Origin of the sequence: Cohnella sp. GCM10020058, from assembly GCF_042683485.1 — a bacterium.
Taxonomy (GTDB): Bacteria; Bacillota; Bacilli; order Paenibacillales; family Paenibacillaceae; genus Cohnella.
Map to the genome: position 1 here is coordinate 801,229 of NZ_JBHUJV010000009.1, position 12,683 is coordinate 813,911.

The window sequence follows — 12,683 nt, forward strand, 5'->3', positions numbered from 1 at the left end:
CGCGGAGCGTGTCTGGCCGGAATAAGGATGTGCGGCATCGTTATTCGGTGCCGCGGAGCTTGTCTGGCCGGAATAAGAATGTGCCGCATCGTTATTCGGTGCCGGGAGGCGTCTTCAGTACGGATGAACATACGACAGACCCGCTACGTATCGAGCAGCTTTCGCAGCTTCTCCTCGGTGCGCGAGTCGGCGGCTGGCGTGTAGACACTCAAGCGAAGATCGGCGCTGCCGTGCGCCTGAAGCGAGGTGAGATGGAACAGCATCTTGCCTGCTTTGGCATGCCTGAATTCCAGGGCGACCTCGGGCGCGCTGCTGACCCGGCTGTCGTTCCAGAGACGCTCGAAGTCGGGGTGGGCGCCTTTCATTTCCGCCAAAAAAGCCTCGTACCACTCATCCTCCACATACTGTCCGTAATAGGCCCGGAAAATCGCGAGGAAACCGCTGGCGAACGACTCCCAGTTGACGGCCAGTCTGCGAAACTCCTTGCGCGTGAATACGAGCCTGATCATATTGCGATCCTCGGGCGCGATCCGGCTGAAATCCGCAAAGACGCGGACGGCCGCCTCGTTCCACCCGACGATCTGGCAGCGTCTGTCCGACACGATGGTCGGGCATTGCCTCAGCTCGTCCACGACGCGCGACAGCGAGGGGGTCATGACCGGCGGGGCTTCCCGCTCGTAGTCGACCGCGCCGGACGAGCCTCCGCTTTCGGCCAGCGAATAAAAATACCTGCGCTCGTCGGCCGTCAGCCGCAGCGCCTCCGCCACGCACTCCAGCACGCCATGCGAAGCCTGGATATCCCGGCCCTGCTCCAGCCAGGTATACCACGTGCTGCTCACCCCAGCCAGCTGTGCCACCTCCTCCCGCCGCAGCCCCGGCGTCCGCCGCCTTCCGATATCCGGCAGGCCGACTTCCCCTGGAGACAGCTTTGCCCGCCGAGCCTTCAAGAAGGCCGACAACGCTTGCAAACGCGCCTGTTTGTTCATTCTTATCCGTCCTCTCGCGCGAACGCTCCGCTAGCTCCTGTAATTCGCTTTAAGCTTTATTCAGGTACTCTTTATACCAGTATAACCTATAACTTGTACTAGGATATCGGCCTGTGAAATGATAGGACTATCGCAACGCACACAGGATGGAGGAGATCGGCATGGCAAGAACGGTCATCACGGGAATGGGCGTCGTGTCGCCGCTGGGCGCGGACGTGGCTTCTTTTTGGGAAGGACTCGTCGAGGGGCGCTCGGGCGTCCGGACGATCGAACATATGGATGTGTCGGGGCATAAGACGCGGATCGCGGGAATCGTGCAGGACTTCGATGCGGAGGCGATGTTCGGTCGCAAAGAGGCGAGGCGGATGGACCGCTTCACCCAGTTCGCGCTCGCAGCGGCAGATCAGGCGATCGCCCAGTCGGGACTGGATATGGAAAAAACGGACCGCGAACGGGTTGCGGTCTACGTAGGATCGGGCACGGGGGGACTTCGGACGCTGAGCGACAACGAGTCGCTGCTGCGCGAGCGCGGACCTGACAGGGTCAGTCCGCTGCTTGTGCCGATGATGATCGCCAACATGGCCGCCGCGCAGATCAGCATCCGGTACGGTACGTACGGGCCGACGATGTCCCCCGTGACGGCCTGCTCGATAGGCAACACGGCGATCGGCGAGGCGTTCCGCCTCATTCGAGACGGCGAGGCGGACGTCGTCATCGCCGGGGGCGCCGAAGCGGCTGTGACGGAGCTGTCGCTCGCAAGCTTCGGCAACGCGACGGCGCTGTCTCGCCGCAACGACGAGCCCGGACGGGCGAGCCGCCCGTTCGATGCGGATCGCGACGGGTTTGTGCTCGCCGAGGGCGCCGGTATCGTCGTGCTCGAGTCGTTCGAGCACGCGCTGGCGCGCGGCGCGCGTACGCTCGCCGAGGTGATCGGCTACGGCGCAAGCTCCGATGCCTACCACCAGGTAGCCACCCACCCCGAAGGCAGGGGCGCGGTCCAGGCGATGCGCGCCGCGCTGCGCAGCGCGGGCATCACGCCGGAGGACGTGGACGTCGTGAGTGCGCATGCAACGAGCACCGAACTTGGCGACGCGACGGAGACGCTGGCGATCAAGCAGGTGTTCGGCGAACGCGCGGGCGAGGTGCCCGTCACGGCCAACAAGTCGATGACCGGCCACATGCTGGGCGCTTCCGGCGGCGCTCAGGCGATCTCGCTCGTGCAGACGCTGCGAGAGGGCGTCATCCCGCCGACGATCAACCTCGAGCGAGCCGACCCGGCCTGCGATCTGGATTACGTGCCGAACGTGGCGCGCGCGGGTCAGAACCTGAAGGTCGGTTTGTCAAACTCCTTCGGCTTCGGCGGACACAACGCGGTCATCGTGCTGCGCAGGTATGACGAGGTTTGATGTGCCAACGCGCCGCATTCGGTCTGCGCGCGACTAACGATCGCAGCGGTCCGCGCGTGAGCTTAAGCAGCTGACCTGTGCGTTCATCCTATCCTTCATTTTGTTGTATAATGGGCACATCTGAGGGTGCGAGGAGCTGGATGAAGAACATGTTCCATACGAAAAAGCTGCTGCTGCTCGGTTCGGGCGAACTGGGCAAAGAGGTCATTCTGGAGGCGCAGCGCCTCGGCGTCGAGACGATCGCCGTCGACCGGTACGAGGGCGCGCCGGCCATGCATGTGGCTGACCGCAGCTATGTCATCGACATGCTGGACAAGCAGGCGCTCCGGGAGCTGATTGTGCGCGAGAAGCCTGACCTGATCGTGCCGGAGATCGAAGCGATCGCCACGGCCGAGCTCGTGAAGCTGGAGGCGGAAGGCTTCACGGTCATCCCGACGGCACGCGCCGCGCAGCTGACGATGGACCGCGAGGGCATCCGCCGGCTGGCCGCGGAGACGCTGGGCCTGCCGACGGCGAAGTACCGCTTCGCCGACACCTTCGACGAATTCGCCGAGGCTGCGCGTGCCATGGGCTTCCCTTGCGTGGTCAAGCCGCTGATGAGCTCCTCGGGCAAAGGTCAGAGCGTCTGCCGCTCCGAGGCGGAGCTGGGGGAGAGCTGGCGGATCGCCATGGAGGGCGGCCGGGTTCAGCAGGCGCGGGTTATCGTGGAGGCGTTCATCCGTTTCGAGTCGGAGATCACGCTGCTGACCGTACGTACGGCTCAAGGGACGCAGTTCTGCCCGCCGATCGGTCACGTGCAGCAAGGCGGCGACTACATTGAGTCATGGCAGCCGCATGAGATGACCGCCTCGCAGCTGGAGGAGTCGCGGCGCATCGCGCTCGCGATCACGGATGCGCTGGGCGGCGTCGGCCTGTTCGGCGTCGAGCTGTTCCTGGCCGAGGACAAGGTTTACTTCAGCGAAGTGTCGCCGCGTCCGCACGATACGGGCCTCGTTACCCTCGTCAGCCAGAACCTGTCCGAGTTTGCGCTGCACGTGCGGGCGATCCTCGGTCTTCCGATCCCGGAGATTAAGCTCGCTTCGCCGGGCGCGAGCCGTCCGCTCAAGGCGCTGGAGGCATGGGAAGACTACCGCCTCACGGGCGCAACGGAGGCGCTCGCCGTGCCGGATACGCAGCTGCGCGTCTTCGGCAAGCCGGTGACCAAGCCCGGACGCCGCATGGCCGTGGCGCTGGCTGCCGCGGATACCGTGCTCGAGGCGCGCTCGCGGGCTGCCGAGGCGCTCGGCAAGCTCGGTCTCGAGCGCGAATAAACCGCTTCTCCTTCAAAAAAAGCCTCTGCTGGCCGCAAGTTCGCGGCCTGCAGGGGCTTTTTCACCGGCCAGCGTCTTGGCTCGGCTGCCCGCTCTGTGGCAGCGCGACCTCGCTCTGCGCGCCCTCGCGCTGCGCGCCCTCGCTCTGCGCGCCTTCGCTCTGCGCGCCCTCGCTCTGCGCGCCCTCGCGCTGCGCGCCCTTGCGCTGCGCGCTGTCGCGCTGCGCGCCCTCGCTTTGCGCGCCTTCGCGCTGCGCGCCCTTGCTCCGTCCGCCGTTCCCGTCCGCCTTCGCTTTTCGCATACCTGTCATCCCCCTGAGCTTGGCAACGGTCCAATAAATGACGGGCGTTAAAAACACGAGCCAGGTGAAGATTTGAAACGACGGCATCGTCGTCAACGCCTGAAATTCCGCCGGGAAGCGGGAGAACTGGTACGCGCAAGCGAAAACGAATGCCGTCAAGGCGAACGTCAACGGCCGATGCGACCGGATGCCCGCATACCGCATGACGATTCGGCTTGCCATGAATAGCAGGACGGCCGTTTTGATAAGGAGCGTGGCGGACCAGATGCCGATCAGGAGCGGGTCGAGATTTTCCAGAACCTCGCCGAAGGAAATGAAGCGGACGGCCTCAAGCAAAGGATAATACATGTTCCCCGCGAGCTTCGGACCGAACAACAGCAGGCTGGACAGCCAGTAGGCGACCAGGACGACCACGATAAGCATCTGCATGGAAGCGAGCTTGCGAACGGGCTTCGGCGCGGATTCGAAAAAAGGCGCGAGCAGGAAAATAAGCGATAAATCGTTCAGCCAGCCGACCGCAAAAAACGTAGAGGCTGCCAGCTTGGAGGCCGCCCAATGCGTAAAAAGCGCGATTGTCATGCCGTAGTTTATTTTAAACAGCAGGACGAACAGGACAGGCACCATCGTCGCGAAAACGGACAAGAAAAAGCCGTCGCTAAGCAGCGCGATCGAGCGGATGCCGGAGCGGGCGGCGAGCGCGGCGCACAGCAGGAAGCACCCCAGCATGACCGGCGTGGGCGTCCCCTCCAGGTAGACCGAGATGAAAAGATCCGAATAGGCTGATGCGCACATGGATGCGACTATCAGGCAATACAGGAGCACGATCGCGGAAAAGAAAAGGTGAGGCAAGCGGCCGACGACGCTTTTGCCGTACTCGGCCCATTCCCGTCCCTTGAAGGCGTAAGCGATGCGGAGGGAAAAGAAGGCGAATACCATGCTGACGAAGCCGGCGCAAGGGATGGCGAGCCATCCTAAATACCCGCCTAGCACATACATGGGACTCAGCATGAATACGATCGGCGCGGCGATCAGATGCAGCGCGAATATTCTCCACAGATGAACGAATTTGAGAGGTTTCATCGCGCGTCAACTCTCCGCTCCATAGCTTTACTTTGACTGCATATCGGCCCACCCGAATAGGCCTCGAATGATCCAGACCGGCAGCGGGAGCCAGTCGGCGAATACTGCGGTTCCTGCGTAGCCGATACTCAGCAGCCACGCTGTTATCGTCATGTAGCGCGTCCGTTTATCTCCTGAAGGAAGCCGGTACAGCTCGATCGCCGCGACTCCCGCCATGATCAGCCATGCCGCCTTCATTGCGATTTCGCCTCCTGAATCGTCCACAGCGGTTCGTGTTCCCCATCCAAATGGGTGACGCGAATATCGACCTTGGTTTTAAAGCGCACTTCCTCGGCGTACACTTGCACCCATTTGTTTTTCAGACGCGCCCACAAGCGAGGATAGCGCCATTCCAGCTTTTGACCCAACTCCAGGATATCCACTCCTGCGGACTGGGAGCTTTCCAGCGCACGCTGCAGATCGGAGGCAATTGCCACATTCATTTGCCCCTCCAGTTCATGCAGCACAGCAGGATTGGTGATGTTCTTTGAGGTAACTGCCGATTCAAGCGTGGCCTCCGCGCTCAGCTTAACTCTGCATGTAATATCGCCTGCCGAAGAGACGACGGGCGCTATGCTGGCATTCAGCCGGTTCAGTTTGTAGTCGAATTTCCCTGCATTCGAGAGCACGTCGTACATAGGTCCGGCAAGATTGCCTTCCACCCAGCTGACCACCTTGGCCTCGCTAATTCCCAGCCTGCCTTTCATGCGCATATCCTGAATCATGGCGGCACCGGAGATGCCGGTCCACGGGCTAACTTTGTTGTTTTCACTGATCTGCGGTTTCTGGCCGGTCCGCAGCAATGGGACCACCGTGCCTACGCCGGAGGTGGTGGCGACGGCCAAGTCCTTGACGGTCGTCTGTCCGACGAACTTGCGATTGCCATACTTGCGCAGCACCTCGGCAGGCGCTCTCTCGTATACGGGCGTCAGGTTCATGACCTCGCGGGCGTTTCCTTCAGATATGAATACGAATGTTCGAAATGGAAAGGAAGGGTTGCGGGATGCCCATTCGAGTACATCCTGCAAACCTACTTGTGAGGCATAATCCGCGCTGACGACGAGGGCGCGCGTCTGTCCCCAAGTGAGCTTGCGCGTCAGATCGTTCTGGATCTTATCGAGCGCCTCCGGAATTGTCGGTGCCGAGGCGGCGACGGAAGTGTAGGATTTTCCCTGCTGCGGGGTAGATTCGGTATTGCCGATCGATCCGATCCGGTTGGGCAGCGGCGAGCCGACCGTCAGCATGATCTCGCCGGGACGCTCGCCCAGATCGAGATAAGCGCTCGTGATGAAGCTGCGATCGTTGAGCTCGATCTTGGACCAGCAGCCGGAGAGTGGCAGGACCAGGAGCGCGACGAGCACGACGAGCAACGTTGGGACGCCTCTATTCATGGGCGTGCTGCCTTTCCGCGGCGTCCGACTTGCGATAAGCTTCGGGACGCGGGTTCATCCGCGTCCAATTGATGCGGACGAACGTGTCCTTCCAATCCCGTACGGACAGCGGGGCGACGGGATGCATATAAGGCACGCCGAACGAAGATAGCGATACCAGGTGCCAGAAGAGGATGAACAGCCCTGTTACGAGGCCGGCCATGCCGAGCAATCCGCCGAGCAGCAGCAGCGGGAATCGGAGCAGGCGGAATGCGAGTCCCAGCTCGAAGTGCGGAATGACGAAGGAAGCGATGCCCGTAATGGATACGACGATGACGGTCGGCGCCGATACGATGCCCGCTTGCACGGTTGCCTGCCCGATGACGATCGCGCCGATAATCGACACGGTCTGTCCGAGCGGCCTCGGGATCCGGATGCCGGCCTCCCGCAACCCCTCGAAGATCAGTTCCATGATGAGCACTTCGGCCAGCGCGGGAAACGGAATGTTTTCTCTGGCGGCCGTGATAGTCTGCAACAGGTTGGCAGGAACGATCTCGGGGTGGAACGTCGTGACCGCGACATACACCGAAGGCACGAGAAAGGACATGGCCAAGAAAAACAGGCGGATCCACCGGATCCAGGTCGATGCCATGAAATTCTGGTAATAGTCCTCTGCCGACTGCATGAGCGAAAAAAAGGTGACGGGTACGATCAGCGATTGCGGCGTGCCGTCGATCATCATGCCGATTCGTCCTTCCATCAGCGCGGCGGCCAGCGTATCGGGGCGCTCGGAATACTGGACGGTGGGAAAAGGTGTCAACGGCATATCCTGCATCCGCTCCGCGATGTAACTGGCGCCGAGTATGCTGCTCACATCGATGCCGGCGAGCTTCTTTCTAACCTCGGTTAGCACGTCTCCATTGCAAAGTCCTTCAATATAGACGAGATAGGTTTCCGTTTTCGTGAACCGTCCGAACGTATACTTCTCGACTTTAAAATCGGGATGCTTCAGCTTGTGGCGGACGAGCGCGAGATTGGTGCGGATGTTCTCCACGAACGCTTCTTGCGGCCCGACGATAACCGTCTCGTGTTGGGACTCGGTGACGGCGCGGTCGTTGTACTGCGTAACGGGAAAAAGGCATACGCCTTTGCGGCCGGCGTCGATCAGCAGCGCTGCCTGTCCCTCCAGCAGCGCCGAGACAGCCTGGTCGACATCCCGGCAGCGGGCGGCTTGAATGGAGACGAGCGCACCGTCCAGCAGGCCGTCCAGCAGATCGTTCGCCTGCATCGCGGTCTGCTCCCGCAGCGGCCGAATCAGATGCGCGAACAGTGTGGCCTTGTCCACGATCGTCTCGAAGTATACGAGCGTGCAAGCTACGCCGCCCGCCGATACCGGCTGGCAGACCAGGTCCTCGGAATGCTTGAAAGCGTCCAGGAGGGCGGCGAGCGGGTCTCCCGAAGCGGCGCGGACGCCGCCTCGCGAAGCAGTCCGCGTGCCAAAGCCGCCCGGCGCACCTTCGGACGGACGCCGTTGGAGCGAATGCCGGAGCCAGGCCCGAATCAGACGTTTAAGCATGCGGGTGTCGCCGCCTCCTTTTCCGCAAATGGTTGTCAATAGTATGCAACAAAGCCAATCTTCGCATCCGCCGTTTTTTTCAGAATTTGTTCAGTAACAAGTGGTATAAAAGGAGTATATAAATTGCCGAGCACCGAAAATAGGAGGCACCATCATGCTGCAAACCATTAAATTCGAAGCGAACGAAACGGCAACCAACCCCGTCGGCACGGCTATGAGCGTCATCGGAGGCAAGTGGAAGGGCGTCATTCTTTATCAGCTCATCCAGCAGGAAGCCCGGTTCAATCAGCTTCGCCGGATGATTCCCGGCATTACGCAGCGTATGTTGGTGCTGCAGCTGCGGGATTTGGAGCGCGAAGGCCTCGTTCAGCGCATCGTCTATCAGGAGACTCCGCCCAAGATCGGCTACCGGCTTACCGATTACGGCCGCACGCTGGTGCCCGTCATCCTGATGCTTAAGGAATGGGGCGAGGGCCACCAGACGGCCATGCATTGACAAAAAAGAATGCGTCTCCCGTCCCGTTGACGGGACTGACGCCTGCATGAACCATCCGAGTTACCGCGAATGCGCCGACGCATCGCGGTTTTTTATGTTTTTCGGCCCGTCTCCGCATGCTGCGTTCATAAACGAACCGGCGTTTTAACGCTCCGTTAATTCAGGCTTTACAACGTCCGGCTACAATAGATTTGCGGCCCGACATCATTTTACGCAAAGCCGGACAATCGCCGATCCAAAAAGGAGAGCCCGCCATGGGAATTCATGCCTACTTCAGATCGCTGGACGTGCTCGATCGGATCATTCGCTGCCCGGGCAAATTCAAGTTCGAGGAACATAGCGTCGCCGCGCACTCTTGGAAGGTCGTTCAATATGCCAAAACCTTCGCGGATATCGAGGAGCAGCAGGGCGCGGTCATCGACTGGAAAAAGCTGTACCGGATCACGAGCAGCCACGATTACGGGGAAATTTTCATCGGAGACATCAAGACGCCCGTCAAGCATTCCTCCATGCAGCTGCGCACCCTGCTGCAGCGCGTCGAGGAGGGCATGATTCATAATTTTATCGAGGAGCATATTCCTCGCGAGTTCAAGGCGATCTTCCAGGAGCAACTGCGGGAAGGCAAGGACCAGTCGATCGAGGGACTGATTCTGGAGGCGGCCGACAAGCTTGACCAAGTGTACGAGGCGTTCTCCGAGCTTCAGCGGGGCAACACGGAAAAGGAATTCGTCTCGATGTACCGCCATGCGCTCCTTAAGATTCGCAGCATACCGCTTAAATGCGTGGATTATTTCTTCGACAGCATTTTGCCGGACCTCGTCAGCGAGGAGTCGATGTCTCCCGTCGACATCCGCAAGATTACCGAGGAAGCGCTGGCGTCTGCGTCGTCGCCGTCGCAGCCGTATACGGCCTGATGCCGAAAGCGCTCATGCCGCGTTTGTTGGACCGATCTCTTGAATGCAAAAAAAGCTGCACTTCCAGTCCAAATCGCGACTGGCGTGCAGCTTTTATTGTTTATTCTTTATTCAGCCGTTCCTACCCGTATGCTGCCGCTATCCGTACGCACCTTGATCGTGTCGGCAGTCTGACCGGGGGATTCCGGCGCATGGATCGAGCCAGAGTCCGAGCGGAGGTCATAGTGACCGGCAAAGGCGGCGGGCAGTTCGACGCGCACGCTGCCGGAGTCCGAGGAGACATCGGCGGAGGCGGTGTCGGTCTTGGACAGCCGGACGCTGCCGGAATCGGTCTTGATGGAAACTGAACCGGTCAAGGAGGCGATCTTTACCGAGCCGGAGTCCGAAGAGACAGTCGCGTCTGCCTTCACGCTGTCGGCCTGGATGCTGCCCGAGTCCGTTTTTACCTTCAACTGTTCCGCCTGAACGGCACTGAGCTTCACGGAGCCGGAATCGGACTTGAGGTCGATCGAGCTCGCGGCAATATTGGAGATTCGAAGCGAGCCGGAGTCCGAACGAATGACAACCTGCTGCGCTTGAGGGCCGTCGACAACGACGGAACCGGCGTCCGACTTGATCGTGACATCGTCCAATCGGCCGGTCCCGCTCAACGCGACGACGATCGTCTGTTTGTGGCTGCCAAAGTCGAAGTTCAGGTTAAACCATCTATTCTTGGCATTCAGATCGAGCTTAAGCTTGCCGTCCTGCACGGTCGCGTCCGACAGCCGGTCGATGACTTCCTGCTCCTCTTCGCCGTTTAACGAGACGCTATTTTTGCCGTCCGTGCTTGCGACGAAGCGCACGTCCAGGCTCTTCGCCTCTCCGTCGATCTCGAGTGCCCGAAGCGCTCCCTCGTCGAACGTCCACGCCTGCGAATGCGCCGTCAGCGGTTCCGCAAAGTGGAATTTGTAATAAGCCGCGCCTCCCAAGCCGATGAGAACGAGGCCGATCGCGATCGTTACCCAGGATACTTTTCTCATGATTAAGCCCTTCCTTTCCGAATGCGGGCCGACAAGGCGAGTCCGCCAGCCGTCCATCGAATGCCGGTTTTAAATGCCGCGATCGTGCCGAGCGCGGCGAGCATACCGAAGCCCGTCGCCGCCAAGCTGACGAACAGGGCTGCCGGGTAGCGTTCTCCGCTCAGCGTCCAATCCAGCAGAACCGCGACCGGTGCGGCGATGAGTGCGATATTGGCTGCGGCCAGGGCGGATAATACGGCCCACAGCGCGAGCCCCAGCGGGATGGCGAAGATGCCGAGCAGCCAGAGCAATGCGAGGGCCGCCGGACCGGCCGATCTGTTGTCGTTCACATGTGTTCCCCATTTCTCCACGTTAAGCGGCCTGCATAATTCCAAGCCTGCCGCTTCATTATAAGTTGAACGCACGCGTCCGGGAAACAGACGCCGGTTGGACCGGGGCTCCGCCTCAGGTCCAGGGAAGAGTTGGCATCTGTTAGGCCTGGTGGGGGGGCTTTTCGTTTGGAAGCCTTTTCGGCCGGGTAAAATATAGACGAGCGTGATGCAGCTTGAAACTTGAATCGAAGCCGGCCTGCGCAGTAGAGATTTAAATTAGGCGGTTTTAGACTATATTTTGTCACAATTCTGTGATAGAATGTTCACAGATAGCGTTTCCAGTGAAGGGAGCTGTTCTCGATGAGAAAAGACATGACGATTGCGTTGAAATGGACGGCGGCTGTTATTATTGCATTTGGCGTCATTTGCAGCGCATTGAATATGAACGAATTTAACGATGGCAACCTCGGACTGATGATCGGCATCGGGTTCCTCGTGGGCGGATTGCAGATTCTGCTGTTCGGCGTGGCCGCGCCGCTGATGATGAAGAAGTCGGATCTGGAGCCTGAAGGCTTGGATAAGGTCGAAGATCTCGCTTAATCCGTCACCCCTATATCATACGATTCAACCCAAAGACTGCCTGCGCAGAGAGACTTCTCCGCGCAAGGCAGTTTTTTTGTTGCAATTGTTTGAACAAAGGTCGAAATGGTGAACAATTTATTGCTAAATATCAAACAAACATTGACGCATTTGTTAACAGCAGCGCCGTGGCCTCCGGATTTTGATATGTTAATGACATAGCGCGGAGCTCTGACGAGAGCAGCCGCAGGCCCGGCGCCAAGCCGCAATCAAGGAGTGTGAGCAAATGAAGTACAAAGGGTGGTTCCTGCGGGCGGCGGCGTTCCTGCCGCTGGCGCTGATGACGTTCCTGCTGTCGGGATGTGCGGACGTAGTCGTCCTTAATCCCAAAGGGGAGATCGCCAAGCATCAGCTTGATCTCATCTACATCACGACGGGGCTGTGTCTCATCATTATCGTGCCCGTCCTTATATTGACGTTCTGGATCGCCTGGAAATACCGGGCGAAGAGCAGAAAGAAAGAAGCGTACCAGCCGGAGTGGGATCACAGCACGAAGCTGGAAGCCGTCTGGTGGGGCATTCCGATCCTGATCATTCTGCTGATCGCGATCGTCACCGTTCAATACAGCTATAAGCTGGAGCCTTCCAAGGCGCTCGCTTCCGACGAGAAGCCGATCACGATCCAGGTCGTCGCGCTGGACTGGAAGTGGCTGTTCCTCTATCCGGAGCAAGGCATCGCTACGGTTAACTACGTGCAATTCCCGGAGAAGGTTCCGGTTCAGTTCCAACTGACCGCGGACGCGCCGATGAACTCGTTCTGGATTCCGCAGCTGGGCGGCCAGATCTATACGATGTCCGGCATGGCGATGAAGCTGCATCTGATCGCGGACGAACCGGGCGATTACTTCGGCACGGGCGCGAACTTCAGCGGCGAATACTTCGGCAAGATGACCTTCAACGCCAAGGCGACGTCGCAGGCCGACTTCGACAAGTGGGTGCAGGACGTCAAGCAATCATATCCGGCGATGAGTCAGGAAGGCTATAACGAGCTCGCGCAGCCGGCGACCTCGCTGGTGCGTTCGTTCTCTGCCTTCCCGAGCGGCATGTTCGACAATATCGTTAACAAATACGTCGTGGCAGGCGAATCCGGCCATCATCACGGCGGCGAAGCGGCTTCGTCCAAGGACGATGCGGCCGCTGCGGACAGCCAGGCCAGCCAAGATATGAGCAAGATGGACATGAGCGATATGGATATGTCCGACGCGGGCCATAGCGACGCCGCGCATCAACATTAAGG

Annotated in this window: 13 protein-coding genes; 6 read left to right on the forward strand and 7 right to left on the reverse strand. The window is 59.9% G+C overall.

Annotated features, from left to right (window positions below):
- Positions 1-143: 143 nt before the first annotated feature.
- Positions 144-986 carry a helix-turn-helix transcriptional regulator gene (locus tag ACFSR7_RS18805; RefSeq protein ID WP_378164180.1) on the reverse strand — a complete coding sequence of 281 codons (843 nt, stop codon included), beginning with the start codon at positions 984-986 and terminating at the stop codon, positions 144-146.
- Between the two features lie 161 nt (positions 987-1,147).
- On the opposite strand from ACFSR7_RS18805, the gene fabF reads away from it, so the two are divergent.
- On the forward strand, positions 1,148-2,392 hold the full coding sequence (gene fabF / locus ACFSR7_RS18810; RefSeq protein WP_378164182.1) for a beta-ketoacyl-ACP synthase II: 1,245 nt from the start codon (positions 1,148-1,150) through the stop codon (positions 2,390-2,392).
- A 149-nt stretch (positions 2,393-2,541) separates the two neighbouring features.
- Positions 2,542-3,702, forward strand: a complete 1,161-nt coding sequence (gene purT, locus ACFSR7_RS18815; RefSeq protein WP_378164184.1) for a formate-dependent phosphoribosylglycinamide formyltransferase — start codon at positions 2,542-2,544, stop codon at positions 3,700-3,702.
- A 61-nt stretch (positions 3,703-3,763) separates the two neighbouring features.
- Here purT and ACFSR7_RS18820 read toward each other — a convergent pair whose 3' ends face one another.
- The 4 genes from ACFSR7_RS18820 to ACFSR7_RS18835 are packed head-to-tail and all read right to left on the reverse strand — an operon-like array spanning position 3,764 to position 8,068.
- Entirely contained in the window at positions 3,764-5,083 is a 1,320-nt protein-coding gene (locus ACFSR7_RS18820; RefSeq protein WP_378164186.1) for a GerAB/ArcD/ProY family transporter, read from the reverse strand.
- A 27-nt stretch (positions 5,084-5,110) separates the two neighbouring features.
- Complete coding sequence (locus ACFSR7_RS18825; protein ID WP_378164187.1) at positions 5,111-5,320, reverse strand: hypothetical protein; 210 nt, start codon at positions 5,318-5,320, stop codon at positions 5,111-5,113.
- Positions 5,317-6,513, reverse strand: a complete 1,197-nt coding sequence (locus ACFSR7_RS18830; protein ID WP_378164189.1) for a Ger(x)C family spore germination protein — start codon at positions 6,511-6,513, stop codon at positions 5,317-5,319. The genes ACFSR7_RS18825 and ACFSR7_RS18830 overlap by 4 nt, the downstream gene beginning before the upstream one ends.
- Positions 6,506-8,068, reverse strand: a complete 1,563-nt coding sequence (locus ACFSR7_RS18835; RefSeq protein WP_378164191.1) for a spore germination protein — start codon at positions 8,066-8,068, stop codon at positions 6,506-6,508. The genes ACFSR7_RS18830 and ACFSR7_RS18835 overlap by 8 nt, the downstream gene beginning before the upstream one ends.
- A gap of 154 nt (positions 8,069-8,222) precedes the next feature.
- On the opposite strand from ACFSR7_RS18835, the gene ACFSR7_RS18840 reads away from it, so the two are divergent.
- Both ACFSR7_RS18840 and ACFSR7_RS18845 read left to right on the forward strand, forming a co-directional pair.
- On the forward strand, positions 8,223-8,564 hold the full coding sequence (locus tag ACFSR7_RS18840) for a winged helix-turn-helix transcriptional regulator (protein ID WP_378164193.1): 342 nt from the start codon (positions 8,223-8,225) through the stop codon (positions 8,562-8,564).
- Between the two features lie 254 nt (positions 8,565-8,818).
- The gene (locus ACFSR7_RS18845; RefSeq protein WP_378124464.1) at positions 8,819-9,478 is read left to right on the forward strand and encodes a YfbR-like 5'-deoxynucleotidase; all 660 of its coding nucleotides are present in this window, start codon (positions 8,819-8,821) and stop codon (positions 9,476-9,478) included.
- 107 nt (positions 9,479-9,585) lie between these two features.
- Here the strand turns inward: ACFSR7_RS18845 and ACFSR7_RS18850 are convergent, their stop codons facing one another.
- Entirely contained in the window at positions 9,586-10,497 is a 912-nt protein-coding gene (locus tag ACFSR7_RS18850; protein WP_378164195.1) for a DUF4097 family beta strand repeat-containing protein, read from the reverse strand.
- Positions 10,498-10,499: 2 nt separating this feature from the next.
- Positions 10,500-10,826, reverse strand: coding sequence for a hypothetical protein (locus ACFSR7_RS18855; RefSeq protein ID WP_378164197.1), 327 nt, complete (start codon positions 10,824-10,826; stop codon positions 10,500-10,502).
- A 342-nt stretch (positions 10,827-11,168) separates the two neighbouring features.
- Between ACFSR7_RS18855 and ACFSR7_RS18860 the strand changes: the two genes are divergently transcribed.
- Both ACFSR7_RS18860 and cyoA read left to right on the forward strand, forming a co-directional pair.
- On the forward strand, positions 11,169-11,408 hold the full coding sequence (locus ACFSR7_RS18860; RefSeq protein ID WP_090116116.1) for a hypothetical protein: 240 nt from the start codon (positions 11,169-11,171) through the stop codon (positions 11,406-11,408).
- Between the two features lie 265 nt (positions 11,409-11,673).
- Entirely contained in the window at positions 11,674-12,681 is a 1,008-nt protein-coding gene (gene cyoA / locus ACFSR7_RS18865) for a ubiquinol oxidase subunit II (protein ID WP_378164198.1), read from the forward strand.
- Positions 12,682-12,683: the final 2 nt, after the last annotated feature.